The organism is Saccharothrix deserti (assembly GCF_009769385.1).
GTDB classification, from domain to species: domain Bacteria; phylum Actinomycetota; class Actinomycetes; order Mycobacteriales; family Pseudonocardiaceae; genus Actinosynnema; species Actinosynnema deserti.
In genome coordinates, this window is the sequence record NZ_ML775962.1 from 229,003 (window position 1) to 255,267 (window position 26,265).

Sequence of the window (26,265 nt, forward strand, 5' to 3'; positions counted from 1 at the left end):
GGCAACCCGCCGGGAGAGCCCGCCCAGCCACTCGGCTGGGCGGGCTCTCCGTTTTCCGGGGCCTCAGGTCCCCGGAGTTCAGGACCGGGCGGTGACCAGGCCGGACTCGTAGGCGGCGATCACCAGTTGGGCCCGGTCGCGGGCTTGGAGCTTGTGCAGCAGGCGGCCGATGTGGGTCTTCACCGTGCCGACCGACAGGTGCAGCTCGCGCATGATCTCGGCGTTGGACAACCCGCGTGCGATCAACGTCAGCACCTCTTGCTCACGCTCCGTGATTCCGTCCAGGCGGACCGCACGAGGCGAGTGGGTGCGGGAGAACTCGGCCACCAGCCGACGGGTCACCGAGGGTGACAGCAGGGCGTCGCCGGCGGCCACCACGCGGATCGCGGCCAGCAGGTCGGCCGGGGGAGTGTCCTTCAGCAGGAACCCGCTCGCACCGGCCCGCAGCGCCGAGTACACGTACTCGTCCAGGTCGAACGTGGTCAGGATCAGCACCCTGGCGGTCGAGAACGAGCTGATCTCCCGGGTGGCCGTGATGCCGTCCACGCCCGGCATCCGGATGTCCATCAGCACCACGTCCGGCGACGCCGACCGCACCACGGACACGGCTTCGGCCCCGTCACCGGCCTCACCGACCACCCGCAGGCCGGGCGCCGAGTCCACGAGCACCCGGAAGCTGCCCCGGAGCAGCGCCTGGTCGTCCACGACCACCACGTCGATCACGACAGGGGCACCTCGGCGCGCACGGCGAACCCGCCGCCGGCCAGCGGCCCGGCCGAGAACGTCCCGCCGTACACCGCCACCCGCTCCCGCATCCCGAGCAACCCGTGCCCCCCACCGCCACCGGCCAACACCCGCTCACCGGGGCCGTCGTCGACCACGGAGATCATGACGGAAGCATTCTCCACGACGATCGACACCGTGCAGGAGGCCGGGGCCGCGTGCTTGACCACGTTGGTCACCGACTCCTGCACGATCCGGTACACGGTCAGCCCCAGCCGCTCGGGCAGCGATCCGGACACCGACAACGACACCGACACCCCGGCCAGCGACGCCCGTGTCACCAACTCGGGCAGATCGTCCATACCGGGCATGGGCGCCAGTTCGGTCGTGGTGTCCTCCGACCGCAGCACGCCCAGCAACCGCCGCATCTCGACCAGGGTGCTCCGGGAGGTGCTCTCGATCACCTGCAACGCCTCCTGGGCCTCCTCGGGCTGTGACGACGCCACGTGCGCGGCGACACCGGCCTTGACCGTGATCAGGCTCAGGCTGTGCGCGACCACGTCGTGCAGTTCGCGGGCGATCCGCATCCGCTCGTCGGCGACGGCCTTGGACGCCGCCTCGACGGCCTTCCGAGCCTCGTAGGACCGCCGGATCCGCGCGGTGTAGCCGAGCGCCCACATCGCGCTGCACACCGCCGCCAGGAACACGACCAGCCCGGCGTCGTCCGGCCACGGCTCGCCGATGAACACCGCCACCGACGCCAACCCCAGCGCGCCGCCCAGCGCGCCCAGGGCCACCCGCCGCGGACAGGTCAAAGCGACCGTGTACAGGGCGAACGCGGTCGGGATGTACGGCTCCAGCGTGATGTGGGCGACCGTGGCGACGTTCTGGGCCACCAGCACGATCCCGAGCGACACGAGGGGCTTGCTGCGCCGCAACGCCAGCGGCGCCCCGACCAGCAGCGCCACCGGATAGCCCAGCCACAACGGCGCGGTGCTCATCTCGGCGAACGCCAGGTACACCATGACCACGACCACGGCGGCGGCCGTGTCCAGCGTGTACGGGTAGGCGGTCTGCAGGAACCGCAGGACTCGCGAGGTCACGATCGGCACGGTAACCGGCGTGCGCGCGGGTGGCGTCCGACCACGGTCCGACCACCGATTGCGGACCACGGTCCGATCCGCCGGGCCTCCCGACCGAGCACGCTCGTCCCATGATCGAAGTGAGGCAGCTGACCAAGCGCTACCGGACCACCCGGGCCGTGGACGGGCTCTCGTTCGAGGTGAAACCCGGCTACGTGGCGGGCTTCCTCGGCCCCAACGGCGCGGGCAAGTCCACCACCATGCGGGCGGTCCTCGGCCTGGACCGCCCGACCAGCGGCGAGGCCCTGGTCGACGGTCGCCGTTACGCCGACATCCGCAGACCCATGCACCACGTCGGCGCGCTGCTGGACGCGGGCGCGGTGCACGGCGGCCGATCGGCCTACGACCACCTCCGCGTGCTGGCCCGCAGCAACGGCATCAAGGACAGGCGGGTCGTCGCCACCCTCGAACAGGTGGGCCTGGCGGGTGTGGCGGACAGACGCGTCGGGTCGCTGTCCTTGGGCATGAAGCAACGCCTCGGTGTGGCGGCGGCCCTGCTCGGCGATCCCGGCGTGCTGCTGTTCGACGAACCGGTGAACGGCCTGGACCCGGAGGGCATCCGCTGGATCCGCCACCTGATGCGCGACCTGGCCCGGGAAGGCCGCACGGTCCTCGTGTCCAGCCACCTGATGAGCGAGATGGCCCTGACCGCCGACCGGGTGATCGTGATCGGCCGGGGCAAGCTGATCCTGGAGGCGTCCATGCAGGACCTCCAGGAGAAGTTCAAGAAGGACGTGCTGGTCCGCTCGACCACGCCGGACGCACTCGTCGCCGTCCTCACCGCAGCCGGCGCGACGGCCCGGTCCGAGGACGGCGCGCTGTTCGTGCAGGGCCTCGACGCCCCGGACATCGCCGACCTCGCGGCACGCCACCGCATCCCGATCCACGAACTCACCCCGCGCAGCGCGTCCCTGGAGGACGCCTACCTCGAGCTGACCGAGGAGAGCGTGGAGTACCGCACCAAGGAGACCGGCCGATGACCGACGTGCTGAACTCGGAGTGGCTGAAGCTCCGATCCGTCCGCTCGACCACCTACGTCCTGCTCGCGATCGCCGTCGCCCTGCTCGGCGGCGCGCTGGTCTCGTACCTGATGACGGCCGACTGGGACACCTCGCCGCCGGACCTCCAGCAGAAGTTCGGCGCCGCCGACCCGGGCGTGATGGTGGTCCCGTTCGCCCAGTTCTGCCTCGGCGTGCTCGGCGCGCTGGCGATTACCTCGGAGTACGGCAGCGGCATGATCCGCACCGCCCTCGTCTCCGTGCCGCGCCGCAAGGCCTACCTGCTGGCCAAGACGGTCGTGGTGGCCGGTGTGTCCCTGGTCGTCGCGCTCGTCACGACCCTGCTCGCCTACCAGGCGGGCGAGCTGATCACGGGGGACCGGCCCCGGCCCATCTCGGCGTACGACTCGTTCGGCGACGCCGTACCGACCCTGCTGGCGAACACGGCGTCGCTGGTGCTGCTCGGCTTAGTCGGGCTGGGCCTGGGCTTCCTGCTCCGGTCGACGGCGGGCGCGCTGGTGACCCTGTGCGGGCTGCTGTTCGTGCTGCCGACGCTCACGCTGCTGCTGCCGTACCCGTGGAACGACCGGGTGTACTCGGTGATGCTCCCGGTGCTCGCGCCGCAACTGTCCGGTGAGCTGCCGGACCCGCCGTTGTCCCCGGTGGGCGCCGGTCTGGTGATGATCGCCTACCTGGTGCTGGCGTTGGGCGCGGGTGCGGCCGCGCTCCTGCGTCGTGACGCCTGAGGTCTTGACGTGTGCGGAGCGTGGTCGTTACGGTGCCAGCAATGGTAAGGAAACTTCCTTAACTAATTCCAACGGGTTGTCGCCGCCCAGACCGAGAGGAGCGAGCCGCATGGCAAGGCTCAAGACCCTGGTGGCACTGCTGGCCGCGTTAACGCTGCCCGCCACGCTCGTCGGCGCGGCCCAGGCGGCGCCGTCCACCGACGTCGTCGCGATGGCGCCGCCCGCCGGGTCACCGGCCGCGATCAACGGTCAACTGCGGGTGTGCGGCGTGAAGCTGTGCAACCAGTACGGCAAGCAGATCCAGCTCAGGGGCATGAGCACGCACGGCATCCAGTGGTACGCGCAGTGCGTGAAGCCGGCGTCGCTGGACGCGCTGGCGAACGACTGGAAGGCCGACGTCCTGCGCATCTCGATGTACATCCAGGAGGGCGGGTACGAGACGAACCCGCGCAAGTTCACCGACCTGGTGCACGGCTACATCGAGGAGGCCACCAAGCGCGGTATGTACGCGCTGGTCGACTGGCACCAGCTCTCGCCGGGCGACCCGAACCACAACACCTCGCGCGCCAAGACGTTCTTCAAGGAGATCGCCAACCGGCACAAGGACAAGACCAACATCATCTACGACATCGCCAACGAGCCGAACGGCGTGACGTGGTCGCGGGTCAAGTCCTACGCCGAGCAGGTCATCCCGGTGATCCGGGCGGAGGACTCGGACAGCCTGGTGCTGGTCGGCACGCACGGCTGGTCGACGTTCGGCCTGTCCGACGGCCGCGACCCGCAGGAAGTGGTGAACAACAAGGTCAGCGCGTCGAACGTGATGTACACGTTCCACTTCTACGCGGCCTCGCACGGCACCGAGTACCTCAACACGCTGTCGAAGGTTGCCGACCAGGTGCCGGTGTTCGTGACCGAGTTCGGCACGCAGACCGCGTCCGGTGACGGGTCGAACAACTTCACCCGGTCCCAGCAGTACATCGACCTGATGAACCAGAAGAAAATCAGTTGGGTGAACTGGAACTTCTCCGACGACCACCGGTCGGGCGCGGTGTTCAAGGAAGGCACCTGCTCGGGTGGTTCGTTCTCCGGGACGGGCGTGCTGAAGCCGGCCGGTGTGTGGGTGCGCGACCGCATCCGCACCGCAGACAACTTCCCCACCCGGTAGCTCCCGGCGCCTCCCGTAACGCTGATCATGGTGACCGGCGGCCTTCCGGGTCGCCGGTTACCGTGTCGGCGTGTCGGATTTCGCCCTAGGCCTGGCCGCCCTCGGCCGCCCCGCGTACATCAACCTCGGCCGTGAGCACGCGCTGCCCGACCACCGGGACGTGGCCTCCATGCGCGCGCAGTGCCACGCCGTCCTGGACGCCGCCTATGCGGCGGGCGTGCGCCGGGTGGACGCGGCCCGTTCCTACGGTCGGGCGGAGGAGTTCCTGGCCCAGTGGTTGTCCACGCGCGGTCACCGGGACGTGCGGGTGTCCAGCAAGTGGGGGTACGCCTACGTCGCGGACTGGCGGCGGGACGTGGCCACGCACGAGGTGAAGGAGCACTCGGTCGACCGGTTCACCCGGCAGTGGCGGGAGACGAGGCACCTGCTGGGTGCGCACGTCGGGCTCTACAAGGTGCACTCGCTGACATCCGACAGCCCGCTGTTCGGCGACCCCGACCTGCTCCTCGCCCTCGGCGAGCTGCGCGATTCGGGCGTCCGCGTCGGTTTCTCCACGTCCGGCCCGGACCAGGCCGACACGGTGCGACGGGCGTTCGAACTGGAGGTCGAGGGGCGGCGGCTGTTCGACAGCGTCCAGTCGACCTGGAACGTCCTGGAGACGTCGGTGGGCCCGGCACTGGCGTTCGCCCGGCAATCCGGCGCGGAGGTGTTCGTCAAGGAGGGCATGGCGAACGGCAGGCTGGCCGTCGATCCTCCTCCACGCGTGCGTGAGCTGGCCGCCGAGCACGGCGTGGGGCCGGACGCGATCGCGTTGGCCGCCGTGCGCGCCCAACCGTGGGCCGACGTGGTCCTGTCCGGCGCGGCGAGCACGGAACAGCTGCACGCGAACCTGAAGGCCCGCGACGTCGACCTGGACCCGGACGAGTTGGCCGACCTGGCCGAGCCGGCCGAGCAGTACTGGGCTACTCGGGCGTCGCTGGCTTGGGAGTGAGGAGCACGGTCCGCGCACCCAACCGCCGCCAGCCGACGAGGCCGGTCAACCCACGGGACCACGACGGACCCGCCGCCTGCCGACGAGGCCGCCAATCCCCGCGCCCCACAACCCACCGTCGGGAGCCGGACCCAACCCCGGGGCGTTAACGCCCCCGAACATCAGGCCCATGACGAGAACCACTTCCGGATCAGGACCCGGCCGTCCGGCACGACCGGCCACTCGGGGTCTTCCGCCTTCGTCCGCACCTCGTCCAGCCCCATCCAGCCGCCCCAGGCCACTTCCTCCGGCTGGTGGGTGAACGGTCCGTCGCTGCGCACGTCGTAAACGTGCGCGACATAGCGGATGGTTCCGTCCACGAACGGTGTCTTGAACCGGAACTCCGGCACCGCCGTGATCCCCAGCTCCTCGGCCAACTCACGCACCGCGCACTCGTCCGGTGTCTCACCCGCCGCGACGACACCGCCGCACGTCGGGTCGTACAGACCGGGGTAGACGTCCTTGGTGTCGGTGCGTCGGTGCACGTACACCCGCGTCCCGTCGAGCGAGCGCACCACGATCGCCGCGCACGCGTGCCACAGCCCTTCAGCACGCATCCGAGCGCGCGTCGCCGTGCCGATGGGCGTGCCGTCGGGATCCACCACTAGCACCTGTTCCACACCAAGATCCTCCCCAGGTAGCACCGGCGAGTGCTACCTCGGGCCGACGACTGCCGACGTCCCGGCTTCCTAACGTCGTGGCGTTCGCGTCACGAGGAGGAGTTGTGCCCACATCCCTGCGGCTCGCGGTCGCCGAGTTCCGCAATCGACCCGGTCGCGCCGTGCTGCCCGGTGTCGCCCTGGTCGTCGGCGTCGCGTGCCTGCTGGCCGCCCTGATGCTCAGCGACGCGATGGTTCGCGCCACGAACGAGGGCGAGCCCGTCGTGCCCTCCGGCGTCGACCTCGTCGTCCGCGTGTCCTACGGCTCGGACGCGGTGCTCGACCAGGCGACCGCCGATCGGGTCGCGAAGGCCGCCGGGGTGAAGCAGGTGCTCCCGGTCCGCGAGGTCCGCACCGACCTGCTGCTGGACGACGGCCGGGCGAACGACCGCCGGGCCACCGCCGACATCGAGGTGGACCGCGACGGCCTGCGCCGCGTGCCGATCCTGGAGGGCCGCTCGCCCGGCCCGGACGGCGAGATCGCGATCGACCGGGTCACCGCCTACGAGCACGGGCTCAAGCCCGGCGCCTCCGTCAAGCTCGCCGACGCGGCGGGCAAGCCGCTGGACGTGGTCGTCCGGGGCATCACCAAACGCGGCTCGCGCGGCGAGGAGCCGATGATCGTGGTCGGGGAGGGGCTGGCGGCCAAGCTCGGCGGCACGCCCCGGTTCAACTCGCTGCACGTGGTCGGCGGCGACTGGAACGCCGTCGCACAGGCCGCGGGCGAGGGCTACCGGGTGGACACCAGGGCGGCGGTCGCCGCGGAGCCGCCGAACAACGACCTGGCGGCCGTGCTGCTGCCGTTCAGCATCCTGGCGCTGGCCACGTCGGTGTTCGTCGCCTCGGCCACCTACCGCGCCGTCTACGCGCAACGCCAGCGGCACACCGCGCTGCTGCGCTGCCTCGGCGCGCACCGGGGCCCGCTGGTCTGGGCGAACCTCTTCGAAGCGCTGCTGACGGGCGCCGTCGCCGGTGCGGTGGGCGCGGTGCTCGGCGGGTCGGTGGCGTGGCTGCTGGCCAGGCTGTTCGACACCACCGGCCTGTCCGCGCTGCTCGGCGCGGTGGAGCTGAGCCCGTCGCTGCTGCCCTCGGTCGGTCAGTTGGTCATCGGGGTCGTCACGGCGTCCACGCTCAGCGCGTTCGCCGCGGTCCGGCCCGCGTTGGCCGCCGCGCGCATCTCGCCGCTCGCCGCGCTGCGGACATCCGAAGGCCAGACGCCGGACCGGGCCGTGGTGCGCCGTCGGCGGGTTTTCGGCATCACCCTGGTGGCCGTCGCGGCGGTCATGGCCGCGCTGGCGGTGCTCGCCAAGGGGACGCTCGCGGCCATCTTCCTGGTCCTGTTCTCCGGCATCATCGCCGTGTTCGGCCTGTTCGGCGTGCTCGGACCGGTCATCGTGCCCGCGCTCGGCCGGATCTTCGGCTCGGTCGCGAGCCGCTTCGGCGGCGCGCAGTGGAAGCTGGCCGCGGCCGAGGTGCGGCGGGTGCCGCAGCGGTCGGCGTCCGTGGCGATGCCGCTGCTGCTGGCCGCCGCGATGGTCACGTTCTTCGCCGTCACGGTCGGTTCGGCGCAGCGCTTGGAGGACGAGCTCGGCAACGAGCCGCGGCCCGACGCCGTGGTGGCGGACTCCGGCGGGCGCGCGCTCGACGGATCCGTCGGCGCGGCGGCCAACCGGCCGGAGGCGGCGAGCACCGTCGTCCTGCACGGCGTGGAGGTGGACAAGAGCGACGAAGAGGGCTTCACGTTCCCGGTGCAGGTCGTCGGCGCCGACCCCGACCGCATGCGCGAGTGGCTGACCAGGCAGAACGTGAACGCCGCCGACTTCCGCGCGGGCACCGTGCTGCTCGACGACTGGTACGCCGAGCGGTTCGGCGCGCAGATCGGCCAGGCGTTCACCGTCGAGGGCCTGCCCGGCGGGGCGCGCACGGCCACGGTCGTCGGCACGTTCGCCGGCTCGCTGCTCGACGGCGCGGACGTGGTGCTCCCCGACCCGGGCCTGGCGGCCCCGTCCAAGGTCCTGGTGGCGTTCCGGCCGGGCGCGGACCCGGCGGCGTACCAGGCGGGCGTGCGGGCGTCCCTGGCCGGTTCACCCACCGTTCTGGTGGAAACCAAGGCCGATGCGACTGCACGGAGTCAGCGCTATCTCGATCTGGGAATCGTGATGCTGATGGTGCTCCTGGGACTGTCCGTCGCGGTCGCCGTGACCGGTATCGGGACCGCGTTGACGATCTCCGTGCAGGAGCGTCGCAAGGAGCTGGCACTGCGGCGCGCGCTGGGCGTGACCAAGGGTGGGCTGCAAGGCGGCGTGGTGGCCGAAGCGGTGCTGTTGGCGCTGGTAGGCGTGCTGGGCGGCGGTGTCTTCGGGCTCATCTACGCGGAGCTGACGCTGGCCGCGGTCGGCCTGTTCGTGTGGCCCACGGCCGCATTGCTCCCGCTGCTGGTCGGCGGGGCCGGCGTGGTCGTGCTGGCGGTCGTCGCGGCGTTCGGACCGGCCCGGGGCGCGTCCCGGATCCGGCCCGCCGCCGGACTCGCGGCCGGCTGAAACGTGACCCAGCTCCCGGCGGTGTGTCGGTGGTAGGTCGTAGGCTGCGGTGTATGCGGCGGATCATGGGAACCGAAGTGGAGTACGGCATCTCGGTGCCGGGTGACGCGACGGCGAACCCGGTGCTCACCTCGACACAGGTGGTGCTCGCCTACGCGGCCGCCGCCGACATACCGCGGGCGCGCCGGGCGCGCTGGGACTACGAGGTCGAATCGCCGCTGCGCGACGCGCGCGGCTTCGACCTCGGCACGCCCGGCGGCCACCCCGGCGACAGCGATGTCGAGGACCTGGGCGCGGCCAACGTCATCCTCACCAACGGCGCGCGCCTCTACGTCGACCACGCGCACCCGGAGTACTCCGCGCCCGAGGTCACCAACGCGCGCGACGCGGTGATCTGGGACAAGGCGGGGGAGCGGGTCATGGAGGAGGCCGCGATGCGCGCGGCCACCGTCCCCGGCCAGCCCCGGCTCCAGCTCTACAAGAACAACGTGGACGGCAAGGGCGCCAGCTACGGCACCCACGAGAACTACCTGATGCAGCGCAGCACGCCGTTCACCGCGGTGATCGCCGGGCTCACGCCGTTCTTCGTGTCCCGCCAGGTCATCACCGGCTCCGGCCGGGTCGGCATCGGCGCGGCGGGCGAGGAGGCCGGCTACCAGCTGTCCCAGCGCTCGGACTACATCGAGGTCGAGGTCGGCCTGGAGACCACGCTCAAGCGCGGCATCATCAACACCCGCGACGAGCCGCACGCCGACGCGGACAAGTACCGCCGGCTGCACGTCATCATCGGCGACGCGAACCTCGCCGAGTACTCCACGTACATCAAGTGCGGCTCCACGTCCCTGGTGCTCGACATGATCGAGGCCGGCCGCCGGTTCGACGACCTGCGGTTGCAGGACCCGGTCCGCGCGGTGCACCAGATCAGCCACGACCCGACGCTGAAGACGAAGGTCGACCTGGCGGGCGGCCGCAAGTTCACCGGTTTGGACCTGCAGTTCGCCTACTACGAGCGCGCCGCCGAGTTCGTGGAGAAGGAGGGCTACGGCGACCGCGACGTGCTGCGCGTGTGGGGCGAGGTGCTGGACGCGCTGGCCCGCGACCCGCAGGAGTGCGCCGACCGGCTCGACTGGGTGGCCAAGCTGCGGCTGCTGGAGGGCTACCGCGCCCGGGACGGCCTGGCCTGGGGCTCGCCCCGGCTGTCGCTGGTCGACCTGCAGTACTCCGACGTGCGGCTGGACAAGGGCCTGTACAACCGCCTGGTGGCGCGCGGCTCGATGAAACGCCTGGTCAGCGAGGAGGAGGTCCGTGCGGCCATCCTCTCGCCGCCCGAGGACACCCGCGCCTACTTCCGCGGTCGCTGCCTGGAGCGCTACCCCACCTCGGTGGCCGCGGCGTCGTGGGATTCGGTGATCTTCGACCTGGGTCGTGAATCGCTGGTCCGAATCCCCACCCTGGAGCCCCTTCGCGGCACGAAAGCGCACGTCGGAGCCCTGTTGGAGGCCTCCGACACGGCCGAGCAGCTGGTGGAGGCGCTGACCAGGGGCTGATCAACAGACCCGAGTGGCAGGCGCAAAATGTCGTACCTGGTGGGTAGTGTTTAACTCGCAGGACCCGAAGACCGGGAGGTCGACATGGCCCAGGAACAGGTTCAGCGCCAAGGCGGCGGTGACGGCGACGAGAGCGGCGACGGCGCGGCGGCGGCCGGGCAGGAGCGGCGGGAGAAGCTCGGCGAGGACGTCGACGCCATTCTCGACGAGATCGACGACGTGCTCGAGGAGAACGCCGAGGACTTCGTCCGCGCGTACGTGCAAAAGGGCGGCGAGTAAGAAGCCGCCGGCGGGACAGGAGAACAACGAACACATGGACCACAGCTCGACCGGGCATTACCCGGCCGCGTCGCTGCCCCCGGCCTACCTCAGGCCGGGGTCGTCGTCTTTCACCGATTTCCTCCGCGCCCAGGCCCCCGAACTGCTACCGTCGAGCCGCAAACTGCCCGAGGGCAGCGCGGTGCAGGCTCCGCACGGCACCACCATCGTCGCGCTCACGTTCAAGGGCGGCGTGGTGATCGCGGGCGACCGGCGCGCCACGATGGGCAACGTGATCGCCCAGCGGGACATGAAGAAGGTGTTCATCACCGACGACTACTCGGCGGTGGGCATCGCGGGCACGGCGGGCATCGCGGTCGAGATCGTCCGGCTCTACGCGGTCGAGCTCCGGCACTACGAGAAGATCGAGGGCGTCTCGCTGTCGTTGGACGGCAAGGCGAACCGGCTCTCGGCGATGATCAAGGGCAACCTGGACGCCGCGCTGGCGGGCCTCGCCGTCGTGCCGCTGTTCGCGGGCTTCGACATCGACGCGGTCGACCCGGAGCGCGCGGGCCGCATCGTGTCCTACGACGTGACCGGCGGGCGGTACGAGGAGTCGCAGGGCTACCAGGCCGTCGGCTCGGGCTCGCTGTTCGCGAAGTCGGCGCTGAAGAAGCTCTACGACCCGGACGCGGACGCGGAGCTGGCCGCCAGGACGGCGATCGAGGCGCTGTACGACGCGGCCGACGACGACTCGGGCACCGGCGGTCCGGACGTGATCCGCAAGATCTACCCCGTCGTCGTGACGATCACCGCCGAGGGCGCGGCGCACCTGTCCGACGAGCGGACGGCCACGCTGGCCGAGTCGGTCGTCGAGGGCCGCCGCTCCAAGCCGGCGGGCTGAGCGCCGTGTCGAGCCCCCTCCCCAACCCCACCCGCATCCGCCGAGCCCGGGAGCCGCAGCAGTGACGATGCCGTTGTACGCCTCACCCGAGCAGATCCTCCGCGATCGCGCGGAGTACGCCCGGAAGGGCATCGCCCGCGGCCGGAGCGTCGTCGTGCTCCGGTACGCCGACGGGGTGCTGTTCGTGGCGGAGAACCCGTCCGCCACCCTGCACAAGGTGTCCGAGATCTACGACCGCATCGCGTTCGCCGCGGTCGGCCGCTACAGCGAGTTCGAGAACCTGCGGCAGGCGGGCATCCGGTTCGCCGACATCCGCGGGTACCAGAACGACCCGCGCGACGTGACCGGCAGGTCACTGGCGAACGTGTACGCCCAGACCCTGGGCTCGATCTTCGCCGAGCAGATCAAGCCGCTCGAGGTGGAGATCTGCGTGGCCGAGGTCGGCACCGAGCCCGAGCAGGACACGTTGTACCGGCTGACCTACGACGGTTCGATCGTGGAGGAGCCGCAGTACGTCGTGATGGGCGGCCAGGCCGAGGCGACGGGCACCGCGTTGAAGGACGCGTACACCGACGGCCAGCCCCTGGCCGACGCCGTGCGCGTCGCGGTGAAGGCCCTGAGCGCGGGCAGCATCACCACCGGCAACGGCAAGCCGGACCTGTTGGACCGCGGCAAGCTCGAAGTGGCGGTCCTGCAACGCGACCGCCCGCGCCGCGCGTTCCGCCGCATCACGGGCGCCGCCCTGGCGGCCCTGCTCCCCGGCGACGAGCCCGCACCCGAGGCGGCCGAAACCGAGGAACCGGCCCCGCCCGGCAAGGGCGGCAAGAAGCCGGTGACGGACGTGAACCTGCCCCCGAACGACGACAAGGCGTAGGTTCCCGCACGACAGAGAGGCCCTCGGCGTGTGCCGGGGGCCTTCGTCGTACGTGGAGAGCATGCGGGCGGGCGTTGGGTGATGTCGGCGGTCCGCGTGGCCGGCACTCCGGCTGCGCGACCCCGCGCGGACATCACCCGCTCGCTCGTCCTCTACACGATGGCCTTGGCCAAGAACCGGCCCGTGCGCTCACGCACCGAAGGCGTGTCCAGCCCGCGCACCACGACCGTGGTCCGCCGCCGCAGCACGTCGTCCACCTCGGTCGCCCACTCGTACCGCTGGGCGTGCGCCACCTGGGCCCAGATGTCCGGCCCGTCGGGGTGCACCCGGTCGAGCAACGACGGGTCGTCCAGTGCCAGCGCCAGCACCTCGTGGCTCACCGTGCCGTAGTGCGTGGCGAGGTGCCGGAGCACGTCCTCCGGCAACGACGGCAGCTCACGACCCAGCTGTGCGCTCACCCGTTCGGGTAGAGCCGCACCCGGCAAGGCCGCCGGTACGCCGTCGAACGCGTGCGCCAGATCGCGCCCCAACGCCTCGCCGACCCGGGCCAGAACCGAAGCGCCGATGCGGCGGAACGTGGTCCACTTGCCGCCCGCCACGCTGATCATCCCGCCGCGCCCGCTGGTGATCACGGTCTCGCGCTTGGCGTGGCTGGTGTCGCCGGACCCGCCGGGCAGCACCCGCAGCCCCGCGAACGTGTACGCCAACCGGGAGCGGTCCAGGGCCTCGGGGGAGATGCCCACCGACGCCTCGCCCAGGATCTGGTCGATGTCGGCCTGCGAGCACCGCACGTCGGCCGGGTCGCCCTCGTACGCCTCGTCGGTCGTGCCGAGCAGCAACTGCCCTTCCCACGGGATGGCGAACGACACCCGCACGTCGTCCACCGGGATGGTCATCGCCGCACGCCACGGCGTGTCCGTCCGGAGCACCAGGTGCGCGCCCTTGGACAGCCGGATGCTCGGCGCGGCCGACGCGTCCTCCATCCGCCGCAACGCGTCCAGCCACGGCCCGGTCGCGTTGACCACCACCGACGCGTCCAGGTCGAACGCCGAGCCGTCCACGCGATCGCGCAGCTCGACACCGGTCACCAGAGCACCGCGCTTGCGCAGCCCCACCACCTCGACGTGGTTGAGCAGCACCGCACCGGCCTCGGCCGCCGCCCGTGCCGCCGTGATGGCCACGCGCGAGTCGTTCATCTGGTGGTCGTAGTACAGCGCCGCCCCGCGCAAGCCATCGGTCCGCAGGTGTGGCACGTACTCGACCGCCCGCCGCGCCGACAGCACCTTGCCCATGCCGTCGCCGAACCCGGACAGCGCCGAGTACAGCATCACCCCCGCACCGAGCACCGGCCGAGAGTGCGGCCCGCCCCGGTACACCGGCACCAGGAACGGCAGCGGCCGGACCAGGTGCGGCGCCAGGTGGTCGCCCAACGCGCGCCGCTCGGCGTGGTTCTCCCGCACCATCGGCACCGCGCTCGGGCCCATCGCCAGGTACCGCAGCCCGCCGTGCACGAGCTTGGACGACGCGCTGGACGTGGCGCCGGCGAAGTCGCCCGCCTCCACCAGCGCCACCCGCAGGCCCGACCGGGCCGCCGCCCACGTGGTGGCGATGCCCAGCGCACCGCCACCGATCACGACCAGGTCGAAGGCGCCGTGTCCCAGCGCCTCGCGCGCCCTGGCCCGTTGCTCACTCATCGTTGTCGTCCTCGTCAATCCAGCCGACGGTCCGCTCGACCGCCTTCTTCCACTTGCGGTAGCCCTTGTCGCGCGTCTTCGCGTCCATGGTCGGCAGCCACTCGGCGGCCTTGTGCCAGTTCGCCCGCAACGTCTCGGTGTCCGACCAGTAGCCGACCGCGAGCCCCGCCGCGTAGGCCGCGCCCAGGCACGTGGTCTCGGCGACGATCGGCCGCACCACCGGCACGTCCAGCACGTCCGACAGGAAGCCCATGAGCAGGTTGTTCGCCGTCATGCCGCCGTCGACCTTCAACGCGACCAGCTCGACGCCCGAGTCGGCGTTCATCGCGTCCACGACCTCGCGGGTCTGCCACGCGGTCGCCTCCAGCACCGCGCGGGCGATGTGGCCCTTGTCGATGTAGCCGGTCAGTCCCGCGATGATGCCGCGCGCGTCCGACCGCCAGTGCGGCGCGAACAGGCCGGAGAACGCGGGCACGAAGTACGCGCCGCCGTTGTCCTCGACGGACCGGGCGAGCGTCTCGATCTCGGGAGCGCTGGAGATCAGCCCCATCTTGTCCCGGAACCACTGCACCAGCGCGCCGGTCACCGCGATCGCGCCTTCCAGCGCGTACGCCGCGGGCTGGTCGCCGATCTTGTAGCCGACCGTGGTGAGCAGGCCGTTCTCCGAGACGACCGGCTTGTCACCGGTGTTGACCAGCAGGAAGCTGCCGGTGCCGTAGGTGCACTTGCCCTCACCGGGCGAGTAGCAGGTCTGGCCGAACAGCGCCGCCTGCTGGTCGCCGAGCGCGGACGCCACCGGGACGCCTTCCAGCGTGCCGGTCGCGGTGCCGTAGACCTCGGCGGACGAGCGGATCTCCGGCAGCATCGCCTTGGGCACGCCGATCGCGTCGACCAGCTCGTCGTCCCAGTCCAGCGTCTCCAGGTTCATCAGCATGGTGCGGCTGGCGTTGGTGACGTCGGTGACGTGGCGGCCGGTGAGCTTCCAGATCAGCCAGGTGTCCATGGTGCCGAACAGCACCTCGCCGCGTTCGCCGCGCTCGCGCAGGCCGTCGACGTGGTCGAGCAGCCAGCGGACCTTGGGGCCGGAGAAGTAGGTGGCCAGCGGCAGGCCGCACTTCTCCCGGAACCGGTTCTGCTCGCCCAGTTCCTTGACCAGCTGGTCGGTGCGGGTGTCCTGCCAGACGATCGCGTTGTGCACGGGCTTGCCGGTGGCCTTGTCCCACACCAGCGTGGTCTCGCGCTGGTTGGTGATGCCGACGGCGGCCAGGTCGTGCACGGTCAGCGACGCCTTCTGCAGCGCGCCGTGCACGACGTCCAGCACGTTGGCCCAGATCTCCTCGGCGTCGTGCTCGACCCAGCCGGGCTTGGGGAAGATCTGCCGGTGCTCCTTCTGCGCCACGGACACGATCGCGCCCCCGTGGTCGAAGACGATGCACCGGGACGAGGTGGTGCCCTGGTCGATGGCGGCGATGTAGGTGCTCACGGGCTTGCTCCTCATTGGCTCAGAAGACGGCGATGTCGACGAGACCGGCGATTGCTCCACCGATCAGCGGACCAACGACGGGGATCCAGGCGTATCCCCAGTCCGATGCACCCTTCCCGGGGATCGGCAGGACGGCGTGCGCGATGCGGGGACCGAGGTCGCGCGCGGGGTTGATGGCGTAGCCGGTGGGCCCGCCGAGGGACATGCCGATGCCGACGACCAGCAGGGCGACGATCAGCACACCGGTGCCGGAGGTCTCCAGGCCCTTGGTCTGGCCGGTCGCCAGGATGACGAACACCAGCACGAACGTGGCGATGACCTCGGTGGTCAGGTTCTGCGCGCGGTGGCGGATCTCGGGGCCGGTGGCGAAGATGCCGAGCACTTCGCCGGTGTTGGCGCGGAACTGGCCGAGGTAGGCGAGGTAGCACAGGACGGCGCCGGTGAACGCGCCGAGGAACTGGGCGGCCAGGTACAGCGGGACGGTGCTCCAGTCGCCGTTGTGGATGGCCAGGCCGAGCGTGACGGCCGGGTTGAGGTGCGCGCCGGACAGCGGTGCGACGGCGTAGGCGCCCGCGAGCACCGCGAAGCCCCAGCCGAACGTGATCACCACCCAGCCCGCGCCGTTCGACTTGGACTTCGCCAACACCACGCCCGCGACGACGCCGTTGCCGAGCAGCAACAGCAGTGCGGTGCCCAGGAACTCACCGATGAAGATCGACTGGTTGGTCATCCACGCGCCCTCTCTGGCCTGAATGCCGTTCGACAATGTCGTACGGTGCGCGTGAATCCTGTGCCGACGCTCACAAGATGTCAACCCTTCGGAAACGCCGCTTTTACCAGGGGATGGCGCCGAGCTCACGCGAGATGGACCGCGCGGCCTCGCGCACGTAGGACACCAGTTCGGTGCGCGGCTGCTTCTTCTCGTCGCACAGCCGCTCGACCGGTCCCGATATCCCGACCGCGCCCACGGTCACCGCCCGCCGGTCCCGGATGGGTGCCGCCAGCGACACCTCGCCCTCGACCAGCTCTTCGACGTCCGATGCCCAGCCACGCTGTCTGACCTGCTCCAACGCCTCGCCGAGCCGGTCGAGGTCGGTGATCGTGGCGGGGGTGTAGGCCTTGAGCGGTTCGTCGTCGGTGAGGCCGACGGGGTCGTCGGCGAGCAGGACCTTGCCCAGCGCGCTGGCGTGCGAGGGGAGCAGGGCGCCGACTTCGAGGACCTGGCGGGAGTTGTCCGGCCGGAACACGTGGTGCACGACCAGGACCTGGTTCTCGTGCAGGGTGCCGATGCGGACGCTCTCCATGCTGCGCGAGGCCAGCGAGTCCGACCAGTTCAGCGCACGTGTGCGCAGCTCGTTGCCGTCCAGGTAGCTGCTGCCGATGTGGAACAGCGCCGCGCCGAGCTGGTACTTGCCCGTGTCCGGCGACTGCTCCACGAACCCGACCAGCTGCAACGTCCGCAATATCCCGTGCACGGTCGGTTTGGGCAGTCCGAGCGCTCGGGCGAGCTCCGCGACCCCCATCCGACGCGCACCACTGGCCAGCAGCCGCAACACCGCGGCTGCCCGTTCGATGGATTGGATGGGGCCGGGCACGGGATCACTCTAGCGCGAAACTGTTCGACTATGTCGAATGCTGCTGGGTCAGTGCCCCGAGTGCGGCGACACGTACTTCAGTCACCGCTCGTCACGAAGGTCGACGTACGGGTGGTACAGGGCGATCGGTGACCGCCGGTGTGCCACGGGTCAGAGGTCGAGTGACCAGGTCTGTGCCTCCACGTCACGGCCGAATCGACGTTCCGGGGTGCTCTTGTCCAACGTGAAGCCGACCTTCTCGTAGATGTGCCGTGACGCCGCCGGCCCGCTCACGGTCCACAGCACCATCCGCTCGTACCCGACCCGGCGGGCGAAGCGGAGGCATTCGTCCACCAGGCGCGCACCGATGCCCAGACCCCGCGCGGAGGGCTCGACCAGCAGCATGCGCAGCTTGGCGGTCCGGTCGTCCGCCCGCACGCAGAAGATCGACCCCACCGGCTCGCCGTCGATCTCGGCGATCCACGCCGCCTCGTGGTCGGGGGAGTGGTTCTCGACGTACTCGCCCGCGACCCGCGCCACCATCGCCTCGAAGGTCTGGTCGAAGCCGTGCTCCTCCGCGTACCGCACCCCGTGCCGGTTCACCACCCACCCGATGTCACCCGGCCGCAGGGGGCGCAGCAGGTAGGCGCGGGGCGCGGCGGTGAGCAGGCGTTCGATCTTGCGCATGGCGGCGACCAGGTCCGAGCGGTCCGAGGGCGACAGCTTGTCCAGCAGCGCGCCGATCTCGGCGTCGGAACGGGCGTTCAGCTCGGCGAACACCGACTTCCCACGCGAGGTCAACGTGACGACGTGGCGGCGCGAGTCACGCGAGGACGGTGCGCGGGTGACCAGGCCGTCACGGTCGAAGCCGGTCAGGATGCGGCTGAGGTAGCCGGCGTCGAGGTTCAGGGCGGCCCGCAGCGCCGGCACCTCGCACGGGCCGGTGGCCAGTTCGAACAGCACCCGGACCTCGGTCAGCGAGTACGGCGACGCGAGGTAGCTCCGGTCCAGCACGCCGATCACGCCGGTGTAGAAGCGGTTGAACGCCCGCACTTCCGCGACCGCCATCGTTGACTCCCTCAACATGACCGTTGACTTGGTCAACTATAACCCGGTGGTCGGTGGCCCGCCAAAGCGGCCAACCGAGGGCGGAAACCCTTCTGTGCCAGCTGAAACCTCCTTTACGGGGGTCGCCCAACCGGGCTGGATCGATGGCCGCGTTAGGCCGTTCGGAGCAGACTCGCCAAGGGTGTGGTCTACGAGTGGCTTCCGAAAGGAGTCGATGGATGAGGACCCGAGTACTTGCCGCGGTAGGCGCGGTCGTCGCCGCCGTGCTTACACCCGCGACCGCGAACGCCGTATCGATGACCGTGGTGGCCCAGGGACTTGACAACCCGCGCGGCCTCGCGTTCGCGCAGGACGGTGCGCTGTACGTCACCGAGGCCGGCAGAGGAGGGGAAGGGCCCTGCTTCCCCGGCCCGGAAGGCGACGAAGTGTGCTTCGGCGATTCCGGCGCCATCACGAAAGTCGCTCACGACAAGCAGAGCCGGGCGATCAGCGGTCTGCCCTCGCTCGCCGCGCCGGACGGCTCCGGCGCGCTCGGCCCGAGCGACGTGACCCCGGACGGGCTCGGCGGGCTGTTCTTCACCGTCGGCCTGGGCGCCGACCCCGCCCTGCGCGACGAGCTGCCGCCACTCGGCCGGAACGCGTCCGCCTGGCTGCTGGACGGGCGCCGCGGCACCTGGGAGCAGGTGGCCGACATCGGCGCGTACGAGGCGGAGGTGAACCCGGACGGCGGCGAGCCGGACACCAACCCCAACTCGGTGGTCGGCTCGCCGATCTTCCAGGTCGTCGTCGACGCCGGCGGCAACTCCCTGCTGAAGACCACGCGCCACGGGATCTCGACGCTCGCGGTCTTCGACACCCGGGAGATCGACGGCCAGCCGTACCAGGCCGTGCCGACCTCGGTCGTGCGCGGCAAGGACAACGCCTACTACGTCGGTGAGCTCACCGGCTTCCCCTTCCCGCCGGGCAAGGCACGCGTGCACCGCGTCGTGCCGGGGCACGCGCCCACGGTGTTCGCCGAAGGGTTCACCAACATCATCGACGTCGGCTTCGACGCCAAGGACAGGCTCTACGTGCTGGAGATCTCGCACAACGGGCTGCTCTCGGGCGACCCGACCGGCGCGCTGATCCGGGTCGACCACGACGGCTCGCGCACGATCATCGCCTCGGAAGGGCTGATCATGCCCGGTGGCCTCGCGATCCGCGGCGACTCGGCCTACGTGTCCAACTGCGGCGTGTGCCCCGGAGGCGGCACGGTCGTCCGCATCCCGCTCCATTGACGGGTCCCGGTTGGCCGCGCGATCGGCGCGGCCAACCGCCGTCGCCTGTCATCCAATCGAGCGAACACCGGCGACATGCTCAGTTCGGGGATCGGTAGACGGCCAAGGCCGCCGGCCGGGCGCGGAACTCGAACGTGGACCCGGTGGGGCCGACCTCGCCGTCCGTCGCGATCGCCACCGCGCCGTCGAGCAGCCGCACGTCCAGCCACCGCGTTTCCAGGTGCCGGTACGTGCGACTGCGGTGCAGGGAGCCGAGCAGGGCGCCGACGAAGAACCGCGCCCGCGAGAACCGGGTGTCGGCGCGGATGTACCGGACGTCCATCAGCCCCGCGTCCAGGGCGGGCCGCATGGTCGGCGCGAAGCCCTTCGGCCGGTACGGGCCGTTGCCGACGAACAGCATCCACACCAGCTGCGGCTCGCCGTTCAGCTCCACCCGCAACGGGCGCGACGTGCGCAGCACCCGGGCCAGCGCGATCGCCGCCGCCGGCCACTTGCCCCACTTGTCCTGCAACTTCTCCCGCAGCCGCACCATGTCGGGGTAGCCGCCGAGGCTCGCCGTGTTGACGAACCAGCGCGGCGGCGCGCCGTCCACGGTCACGGCGGCCAGGTCCACCAGCACACCGTCACCGTCCGCGACGGCCCGCGCGGTCTCGTGCAGCCCGTGCACGCCGACGTCCCGGGCGAAGTGGTTCAACGTCCCGGCCGGGATCAGCGCCAACGGCAGCCTGTTCGCCGCGGCCAGCGCCGCGACCGCGGCCACCGAGCCGTCACCGCCCGCCACACCCAATGCGCGCGGAGCGTGATCGGCGATCACCGTGTCGAGATCCTCGATTCCCACGATCGTGGCTTTCGGCCATTCCTGCGTCAGAGCGTCCGTCGGGTCCACCCCGCCCAGGCCCGCGCTCGGGTTCACCACGACGACCAGACCCTCGCCGTCGACCAGCGCCTCCAACTCCTGGTGCTCGCGCGCCGACGCGGCCTCGGTCCGCCCCAGCGGCCACCAACGCCTGGTCAGCAGGGCCGCGCCGACCCCGATCGCGGTGCCGGCGGCCACGTCCGACGGCCAGTGCACGCCCGTGTGCACCCGCGAATAGGCCACCGCCGCCGCGACCGGCGCGACCGCCGCCGCCAACCCGGGCGACTCCATCGCCACCGCCGTGGTGAACGCCGCCGCCGACGCCGCGTGCCCGGACGGGAACGACGAGGACGTGGGCCGCCTGGTCAGCCTGCGCGGCACCAGCAGCAGGTCGGCGGCAGGCCTGCGGCGCGGGAACAACCGCTTCGCCACCAGGCTCGAACTGAAGCTCGCGCCCGCGATCGCGGCCACCCCGCGCAGCGCCGCACGCCTGGTCACGCCCTTGCGCACGGCCAGCACGCCGGCCACGGCGAGCCACAAGACGCTGTGGTTAGCGGCTCGTGACAATCTCTTCATTCCGTGATCGACACGCGAGGGGCGCAAGGCGCCGGAACGCCTCATCAGGGCCAGGTCCAGGCGGTTCACTCGTCGAAGCACACAAGAACGTTATCCGCGAAATCGGTGCGACGCCCGATTGGATCACTGAGGAAAGTGCCGAATGCGCCTACTGTTGAGGGATGCAGCGGCGGATCTTCGGCATTGAGACTGAGTTCGGGGTGACCTGCACCTTCCACGGGCAGCGCAGGCTGTCCCCGGATGAGGTCGCGCGTTATCTGTTCCGCCGGGTCGTCTCGTGGGGACGCTCGTCGAACGTCTTCCTGCGCAACGGCTCTCGGCTCTACCTGGACGTGGGCTCGCACCCGGAGTACGCGACCGCGGAATGCGACGACCTCGCCCAGCTCGTGACGCATGACAAGGCTGGTGAGCGGATCCTCGAGGACCTGCTCGTCGACGCCGAGCGCAGGCTCGCCGACGAGGGCATCGGGGGAGACATCTTCCTGTTCAAGAACAACACCGACTCCGCGGGCAACTCCTACGGTTGCCACGAGAACTACCTGGTCGCGCGGGCGGGGGAGTTCTCCCGCATCGCCGACGTCCTGCTGCCGTTCCTGGTGACCCGGCAGCTCATCTGCGGCGCGGGCAAGGTGCTCCAGACGCCGCGCGGGGCGGTCTACTGCCTGTCGCAGCGGGCCGAGCACATCTGGGAGGGCGTGTCCAGCGCGACCACCCGGTCCAGGCCGATCATCAACACCCGGGACGAGCCGCACGCCGACGCGGAGCGCTACCGCAGGCTGCACGTCATCGTGGGCGACTCGAACATGTCCGAGGTGACCACGCTGCTCAAGGTGGGCAGCGCGAACCTGGTGCTCGAGATGATCGAGCAGGGCGTCCAGTTCCGCGACTTCAGCCTGGACAACCCGATCCGCGCCATCCGCGAGATCAGCCACGACCTGACCGGCAGGCGCACCGTGCGGCTGGCGGGCGGCAAGGAGGCCTCGGCGCTGGACATCCAGCGCGAGTACTACGAGCGCGCGGTGGAGCACGTGGCCAAGCGGGCGCCGGACCCGATGGCCGAACGGGTGCTGGAGCTGTGGGGCCGCACGCTGGACGCGGTCGAGGCCGAGGACCTGTCCAAGATCGACCGGGAGATCGACTGGGCCATCAAGTACCGGCTGATGGAGCGCTACCAGGCCAAGCACGACATGGACCTGTCCAACCCGCGCATCGCCCAGCTCGACCTCGCCTACCACGACATCCGCCGCGGTCGGGGCATCTTCGACCTGCTCCAGCGCAAGGACCAGGTGGAACGGGTCACCGACGACGGTGAGATCGAGGCCGCCAAGGACACCCCGCCGCAGACCACGCGGGCCAAGCTGCGCGGTGACTTCATCGCCGCCGCGCAGGCCGCGGGCCGTGACTTCACCGTGGACTGGGTGCACCTGAAGCTGAACGACCAGGCACAGCGGACCGTGTTGTGCAAGGACCCGTTCCGAGCAGTGGACGAACGCGTTGAGCGGTTGATCTCGTCTCTCTAGCGGTATGCACGGGGAAGGATCTTCGTGAGAGTCACACCTCATGAAGATCCTTCTCCTGGCGACGGCCACCGCGGCGTCGCTGTTGGCCGCACCTCAAGCCCAGGCGCACGACGCGTCCTGGGAGCTGCGCCCCACCGGTGTCGACATGAAGCTGCGGGCCGTGTCCGCGGTGAATTCGCACGTCGCGTGGACCAGCGGCGGTCGCGAGGTGCTGCGCACCACCGACGGCGGCCGGTCGTGGCAGGCCGTCGCACCTCCGGACACGGCGGACCTGGACTTCCGGGACGTCGAGGCGTTCGACGCGTGGAACGCGTTCGTGATGGCCATCGGCCCGGCGGACACCTCCCGCATCTACCGCACCAGTGACGGCGGCAGGACCTGGGCGTTGAGCTTCAAGAACGACGACCCGGCCGCGTTCTACGACTGCATGGCGTTCTTCGACCGGTTCCGCGGGCTCGCCCTGAGCGACTCGGTGGACGGCAAGTTCCGGGTGAGCTCCACCATCGACGGCGGCCGGTCGTGGCAGCGGGTGCCGGAGGAGAACTTCCCGCCCGCGATCGCCGGTGAGTTCTCCTTCGCCGCGAGCGGCCAGTGCGTGAGCACCGCCGGGCCGCGTGACGCGTGGATCGCCACCGGCGGCGGCGCGACCGCCCGCGTCCTGCACTCCGGTGACGGCGGCAGGCACTGGACGGTGTCCGACACGCCGTTGCCGGGCTCGGCGACCACCGGTGCCATGTCGGTGGCGTTCCGGAATGCCCGGCAGGGCGTGGTCGTCGGTGGTGACTACAAGAACCCGGCGTCGCGGATCGCGGGCCTGGCGTGGAGCGGTGACGGCGGCGCGACGTGGGAGGGGCCCGCGCAGTCGCCGTTCGGCTACCGGCCCGGTGCGGCCTGGTGGGGCGACTCGGTGATCGTGGTGGGGCCGACCGGCAGTGACCTCAGCCGGGACGGCGGCCGGACCTGGCGGTCCCTCGACACCGGCAGCTTCGAGACCATCGACTGCGCCGCGGTGTGCTGGGCGGCGGGCGAGCATGGTCGCGCAGGGGTGCTGAGCAGGCGTTAAGAGCTGGGCAGAGCTGGGGCGACAACTGGGGACGACGACCCCGGGCCGGGTGGCTCGGGGTCTTCTTCGGCCCCATTGACAAAACAGATTTTTACGTACAAGATTATTTTTGCGATGAGAGACGTCCTGTACCTGGAGCAGATCGAGCAGGCCGAGGCGCTGCTCAAGCCGCAGCGCATCGAGGTGCTGCGGCAACTGGCCGAGCCGCGGTCGTGCACCGAGGTGGCGGCGGCGCTGGACCAGACCCCGCAGCGGGTCTACTACCACGTGAAACGCCTGGTCGAAGCCGGTCTGGTGACCCAGGTGAGCGAACGCCGGGTGCGCGGCATCAACGAGGGCGTGTACCAGGCCAGCGCGCGCTCGTACTGGCTGTCGCCGGGGCTGGTCGGCCGCCTCGGGCTGCGCCGGGCGCAGGACGAGTTGAGCCTGGGATACCTGCTGGACCTCGTGGAGCAGGTCCAGGCGGACATCGCGGGCCTCGATCGGACGCGGCCCGAACTGCCGTCGCTGGGCGTGTCCGGCGAGATCCGGGTGCGGCCCGACCAGCGGCAGCAGTTCTTCGACGACCTCAAGACGACTTTGCAGGACCTGTTCAGCCGCTACGGCGGCGCGGAAGGGGACGCCTTCCGCCTTGCCGTGGCGTGCTACCCGAAGGAGGAGACCGATGAGTGAGACCGTGGTCCTTCGCGTCCGCACCACCGCGCCCGCCGACCGCGTGCGGCAGGCGTTCACCGACGCGGACGAGCTGAGCACCTGGCTGGCCGAGCACGCCGCCGTCGAACCACCCGACCGGTTCGAGTTCTGGGGCAGGTACACGCCGGAGGGCGACGTGCCGCACCAGACGCTGCGGCACCTGGACGACCGGTCGCTGCGGTTCGACTGGCGGGTCGGCGGCGAGGGCACCACCGTCGAGATCGGCTGGGCCGCCGGGGAAGGCGACACCGAGGACGGCGGCGACACGATCGTCACGCTCTCGCAGAGCCACTTCCCGGGCTGGCAGGCGGCCGTGGCGGAGAGCAGCGTGCTCGGCTACCTGTACACCTACTGGGCGTTGTCGCTGGCGAACCTGGTCGACCACGTCGAAGGCCGTCCGCTCACCCAGAAGGTCGATTTCAGCACGACCGAGATGCGCGGCGAGGTGCTGATCGGCGCGCCCGTCGAGGCGGTGGCCCGGTCGCTGGTCGACGCGGAGGAGTACTCGCGGTGGTTCGGCGCGAAGATCGACATCGAGGCGTGGGAGGGCGGTCGGGTCGCCATGGGCGGCTTCGACATGAACCCGGAGCCCGCGAAGGTGGTCGACTTCGAGCCCGGCAGGCGGATGGGCATCGACTGGGGCGGCATGGTGTCGACCTGGGAACTCGCCGAGTCCGGCGGCGGCACGCGGCTGACGTTCGTGCAGAGCGGGTTCGACACCGGTCAGCCGCCGTACGGCGCGTGGGCGGGCTGGCTGTCGGGCGTGGCGGAGCTGCGCCGGTACCACGAGCTGGCCGACTGGCGGCCGATCTGGCTCCAGCCGGACGTGCCCGGACTGCCCGAGGGCATGCTCACCGAGGGCTGAGGCGGTTGATCGTCCGCCGTCCCGGGTAGGTGGGACGGGTGGCCGACTTCACGCTGAGCAGGATCGACACGGGCGACGCGGAACTGCGGGTGAGCCACGGCGGTTCCGGGCCGCCCGTGCTGCTGCTGCACGGCCACCCGCGCACCCACACCACGTGGCGGCACGTCGCGCCGCTGCTCGCCGCGGACCACACCGTCGTGTGCCCCGACCTGCGCGGCTACGGCGAGTCGTCCAAGCCGGAGACGACGCCCGACCACGCGCCGTACTCGAAACGGGCGATGGCGCGCGATCTCGTCGCCCTCATGCGCTCGTTGGGGCATGGGCGGTTCGCCGTGGTCGGGCACGACCGCGGCGGGTACGTCGCCACCCGGCTCGCGCTGGACCACCCGGACCTGGTCACGCACCTCGTCGCGCTGGACGTCGTGCCGATCGGGTCGGCGCTGGCCCGCTGCGGCGCGGAGTTCGCCCGGAGCTGGTGGCACTGGTTCTTCCTGGCCCAGCCCGAGGTGCCGGAACGGGTCATCTGCGCCGACCCCGACGCCTGGTACCGCACCGACCGCAGGCCGGTGGACGACGACACCCTGCGCGCCATGCACGACCCGGCGACCGTGCACGCCATGGTCGAGGACTACCGCGCCGGCCTCGGCGTCGACCGCGCGCACGACGACGCGGACCTCGCCGCCGGCCGGCGCGTCCGGTGCCCGGTGCTGGTCCTGTGGGCGGAGGGTGATGATCTGCCGACCCTCTACGGCGACGTGCTGGGCGTCTGGCGGGACTGGGCGGACGACCTGCGTGGCCACGGCATGAAGTCCGGGCACCACCTGGCGGAGGACGTGCCGCGGGAATTGGCGGCGGAGTTGCGCGGGTTCCTGCGGGCGGCCGGCTGAGCGGTCTGTGCGGGCTGTGCGGTGTGGGCGTCACGTGGCGGAGGGCGTTTCGTGGGAACCAGGCCGCCGAACTGCGGTTGTCCGTCTCGGCAATCGGCTGAACGGACCATTCATCCGCGTTGC

At 71.0% G+C, this 26,265-nt stretch carries 24 protein-coding genes; 15 read left to right on the forward strand and 9 right to left on the reverse strand.

What is annotated here, in order from left to right:
* Nucleotides 1–78: 78 nt before the first annotated feature.
* Together FM051_RS08035 and FM051_RS08040 are read right to left on the reverse strand one after the other, a co-directional pair.
* Complete coding sequence (locus tag FM051_RS08035; RefSeq protein WP_158842264.1) at nt 79–723, reverse strand: response regulator; 645 nt, start codon at nt 721–723, stop codon at nt 79–81.
* Nucleotides 720–1,826, reverse strand: a complete 1,107-nt coding sequence (locus FM051_RS08040; protein WP_158842265.1) for a sensor histidine kinase — start codon at nt 1,824–1,826, stop codon at nt 720–722. Before FM051_RS08040 ends, FM051_RS08035 begins: the two co-directional genes overlap by 4 nt.
* Nucleotides 1,827–1,936: 110 nt before the next feature.
* On the opposite strand from FM051_RS08040, the gene FM051_RS08045 reads away from it, so the two are divergent.
* From FM051_RS08045 to FM051_RS08060, 4 genes are all read left to right on the forward strand, one after another.
* Nucleotides 1,937–2,845, forward strand: coding sequence for an ABC transporter ATP-binding protein (locus tag FM051_RS08045; RefSeq protein ID WP_158842266.1), 909 nt, complete (start codon nt 1,937–1,939; stop codon nt 2,843–2,845).
* Nucleotides 2,842–3,609, forward strand: a complete 768-nt coding sequence (locus FM051_RS08050) for an ABC transporter permease (protein WP_158842267.1) — start codon at nt 2,842–2,844, stop codon at nt 3,607–3,609. Before FM051_RS08045 ends, FM051_RS08050 begins: the two co-directional genes overlap by 4 nt.
* 109 nt (nt 3,610–3,718) lie before the next feature.
* Complete coding sequence (locus tag FM051_RS08055) at nt 3,719–4,774, forward strand: glycoside hydrolase family 5 protein (RefSeq protein WP_158842268.1); 1,056 nt, start codon at nt 3,719–3,721, stop codon at nt 4,772–4,774.
* A 70-nt stretch (nt 4,775–4,844) separates the two neighbouring features.
* Nucleotides 4,845–5,765 carry an aldo/keto reductase gene (locus FM051_RS08060; RefSeq protein ID WP_158842269.1) on the forward strand — a complete coding sequence of 307 codons (921 nt, stop codon included), beginning with the start codon at nt 4,845–4,847 and terminating at the stop codon, nt 5,763–5,765.
* Between the two features lie 161 nt (nt 5,766–5,926).
* Here FM051_RS08060 and FM051_RS08065 read toward each other — a convergent pair whose 3' ends face one another.
* A complete protein-coding gene (locus tag FM051_RS08065; RefSeq protein WP_158842270.1) occupies nt 5,927–6,424 on the reverse strand; it encodes an NUDIX hydrolase in 498 nt (165 codons plus the stop codon).
* Between the two features lie 104 nt (nt 6,425–6,528).
* Here FM051_RS08065 and FM051_RS08070 point away from each other — a divergent pair, with 104 nt between their 5' ends.
* The 5 genes from FM051_RS08070 to prcA all read left to right on the forward strand — a co-directional run bounded on the left by FM051_RS08070 (nt 6,529) and on the right by prcA (nt 12,586).
* On the forward strand, nt 6,529–9,003 hold the full coding sequence (locus FM051_RS08070) for an FtsX-like permease family protein (protein ID WP_158842271.1): 2,475 nt from the start codon (nt 6,529–6,531) through the stop codon (nt 9,001–9,003).
* A 53-nt stretch (nt 9,004–9,056) separates the two neighbouring features.
* Nucleotides 9,057–10,550 (forward strand): depupylase/deamidase Dop, encoded by a 1,494-nt coding sequence (gene dop, locus FM051_RS08075; RefSeq protein ID WP_158842272.1) that lies wholly within the window; start codon nt 9,057–9,059, stop codon nt 10,548–10,550.
* A gap of 84 nt (nt 10,551–10,634) precedes the next feature.
* The gene (locus tag FM051_RS08080; protein WP_077009137.1) at nt 10,635–10,829 is read left to right on the forward strand and encodes a ubiquitin-like protein Pup; all 195 of its coding nucleotides are present in this window, start codon (nt 10,635–10,637) and stop codon (nt 10,827–10,829) included.
* Between the two features lie 34 nt (nt 10,830–10,863).
* Nucleotides 10,864–11,712, forward strand: a complete 849-nt coding sequence (prcB, locus tag FM051_RS08085) for a proteasome subunit beta (RefSeq protein ID WP_158842273.1) — start codon at nt 10,864–10,866, stop codon at nt 11,710–11,712.
* Nucleotides 11,713–11,773: 61 nt separating this feature from the next.
* Nucleotides 11,774–12,586, forward strand: coding sequence for a proteasome subunit alpha (gene prcA / locus FM051_RS08090; protein WP_158842274.1), 813 nt, complete (start codon nt 11,774–11,776; stop codon nt 12,584–12,586).
* A 152-nt stretch (nt 12,587–12,738) separates the two neighbouring features.
* On the opposite strand, the gene FM051_RS08095 is transcribed toward prcA, so the two are convergent.
* The 5 genes from FM051_RS08095 to FM051_RS08115 all read right to left on the reverse strand — a co-directional run bounded on the left by FM051_RS08095 (nt 12,739) and on the right by FM051_RS08115 (nt 18,405).
* Nucleotides 12,739–14,280 carry a glycerol-3-phosphate dehydrogenase/oxidase gene (locus FM051_RS08095; protein WP_158842275.1) on the reverse strand — a complete coding sequence of 514 codons (1,542 nt, stop codon included), beginning with the start codon at nt 14,278–14,280 and terminating at the stop codon, nt 12,739–12,741.
* Nucleotides 14,273–15,763 carry a glycerol kinase GlpK gene (glpK, locus tag FM051_RS08100; RefSeq protein WP_238412222.1) on the reverse strand — a complete coding sequence of 497 codons (1,491 nt, stop codon included), beginning with the start codon at nt 15,761–15,763 and terminating at the stop codon, nt 14,273–14,275. Before glpK ends, FM051_RS08095 begins: the two co-directional genes overlap by 8 nt.
* Nucleotides 15,764–15,782: 19 nt before the next feature.
* A complete protein-coding gene (locus FM051_RS08105) occupies nt 15,783–16,529 on the reverse strand; it encodes an MIP/aquaporin family protein (RefSeq protein WP_338019462.1) in 747 nt (248 codons plus the stop codon).
* 67 nt (nt 16,530–16,596) lie between these two features.
* Nucleotides 16,597–17,358 carry an IclR family transcriptional regulator gene (locus tag FM051_RS08110; RefSeq protein WP_158842277.1) on the reverse strand — a complete coding sequence of 254 codons (762 nt, stop codon included), beginning with the start codon at nt 17,356–17,358 and terminating at the stop codon, nt 16,597–16,599.
* A 150-nt stretch (nt 17,359–17,508) separates the two neighbouring features.
* Entirely contained in the window at nt 17,509–18,405 is an 897-nt protein-coding gene (locus tag FM051_RS08115) for a bifunctional helix-turn-helix transcriptional regulator/GNAT family N-acetyltransferase (protein WP_158842278.1), read from the reverse strand.
* Nucleotides 18,406–18,701: 296 nt separating this feature from the next.
* Between FM051_RS08115 and FM051_RS08120 the strand changes: the two genes are divergently transcribed.
* Nucleotides 18,702–19,682 (forward strand): ScyD/ScyE family protein, encoded by a 981-nt coding sequence (locus FM051_RS08120; RefSeq protein ID WP_238412224.1) that lies wholly within the window; start codon nt 18,702–18,704, stop codon nt 19,680–19,682.
* 79 nt (nt 19,683–19,761) lie between these two features.
* On the opposite strand, the gene FM051_RS08125 is transcribed toward FM051_RS08120, so the two are convergent.
* Nucleotides 19,762–21,159 (reverse strand): bifunctional phosphatase PAP2/diacylglycerol kinase family protein, encoded by a 1,398-nt coding sequence (locus tag FM051_RS08125; protein WP_158842389.1) that lies wholly within the window; start codon nt 21,157–21,159, stop codon nt 19,762–19,764.
* A 116-nt stretch (nt 21,160–21,275) separates the two neighbouring features.
* On the opposite strand from FM051_RS08125, the gene pafA reads away from it, so the two are divergent.
* The 5 genes from pafA to FM051_RS08150 all read left to right on the forward strand — a co-directional run bounded on the left by pafA (nt 21,276) and on the right by FM051_RS08150 (nt 26,142).
* Complete coding sequence (gene pafA, locus FM051_RS08130; RefSeq protein WP_077009127.1) at nt 21,276–22,634, forward strand: Pup--protein ligase; 1,359 nt, start codon at nt 21,276–21,278, stop codon at nt 22,632–22,634.
* A gap of 40 nt (nt 22,635–22,674) precedes the next feature.
* Complete coding sequence (locus tag FM051_RS08135; protein ID WP_158842280.1) at nt 22,675–23,697, forward strand: WD40/YVTN/BNR-like repeat-containing protein; 1,023 nt, start codon at nt 22,675–22,677, stop codon at nt 23,695–23,697.
* Nucleotides 23,698–23,811: 114 nt separating this feature from the next.
* Complete coding sequence (locus FM051_RS08140) at nt 23,812–24,369, forward strand: ArsR/SmtB family transcription factor (RefSeq protein ID WP_158842281.1); 558 nt, start codon at nt 23,812–23,814, stop codon at nt 24,367–24,369.
* Complete coding sequence (locus FM051_RS08145; protein ID WP_158842282.1) at nt 24,362–25,255, forward strand: SRPBCC family protein; 894 nt, start codon at nt 24,362–24,364, stop codon at nt 25,253–25,255. Before FM051_RS08140 ends, FM051_RS08145 begins: the two co-directional genes overlap by 8 nt.
* A gap of 38 nt (nt 25,256–25,293) precedes the next feature.
* Nucleotides 25,294–26,142: an alpha/beta fold hydrolase gene (locus FM051_RS08150; protein ID WP_158842283.1), complete on the forward strand. Its 849-nt coding sequence runs from the start codon at nt 25,294–25,296 to the stop codon at nt 26,140–26,142.
* Nucleotides 26,143–26,265: the final 123 nt, after the last annotated feature.

Coding starts and splice junctions, on each gene's coding strand:
- FM051_RS08045 (WP_158842266.1), top strand. CDS start 1,937: ATGATCGAAGTGAGGCAGCTGACCAAGCGCTACCGGACCACCCGGGCC.
- FM051_RS08050 (WP_158842267.1), top strand. CDS start 2,842: ATGACCGACGTGCTGAACTCGGAGTGGCTGAAGCTCCGATCCGTCCGC.
- FM051_RS08055 (WP_158842268.1), top strand. CDS start 3,719: ATGGCAAGGCTCAAGACCCTGGTGGCACTGCTGGCCGCGTTAACGCTG.
- dop (WP_158842272.1), top strand. CDS start 9,057: ATGCGGCGGATCATGGGAACCGAAGTGGAGTACGGCATCTCGGTGCCG.
- FM051_RS08080 (WP_077009137.1), top strand. CDS start 10,635: ATGGCCCAGGAACAGGTTCAGCGCCAAGGCGGCGGTGACGGCGACGAG.
- prcB (WP_158842273.1), top strand. CDS start 10,864: ATGGACCACAGCTCGACCGGGCATTACCCGGCCGCGTCGCTGCCCCCG.
- FM051_RS08095 (WP_158842275.1), bottom strand. CDS start 14,280: ATGAGTGAGCAACGGGCCAGGGCGCGCGAGGCGCTGGGACACGGCGCC.
- FM051_RS08115 (WP_158842278.1), bottom strand. CDS start 18,405: ATGGCGGTCGCGGAAGTGCGGGCGTTCAACCGCTTCTACACCGGCGTG.
- FM051_RS08120 (WP_238412224.1), top strand. CDS start 18,702: ATGACCGTGGTGGCCCAGGGACTTGACAACCCGCGCGGCCTCGCGTTC.
- FM051_RS08125 (WP_158842389.1), bottom strand. CDS start 21,159: ATGAGGCGTTCCGGCGCCTTGCGCCCCTCGCGTGTCGATCACGGAATG.
- pafA (WP_077009127.1), top strand. CDS start 21,276: ATGCAGCGGCGGATCTTCGGCATTGAGACTGAGTTCGGGGTGACCTGC.
- FM051_RS08135 (WP_158842280.1), top strand. CDS start 22,675: ATGAAGATCCTTCTCCTGGCGACGGCCACCGCGGCGTCGCTGTTGGCC.
- FM051_RS08140 (WP_158842281.1), top strand. CDS start 23,812: ATGAGAGACGTCCTGTACCTGGAGCAGATCGAGCAGGCCGAGGCGCTG.
- FM051_RS08145 (WP_158842282.1), top strand. CDS start 24,362: ATGAGTGAGACCGTGGTCCTTCGCGTCCGCACCACCGCGCCCGCCGAC.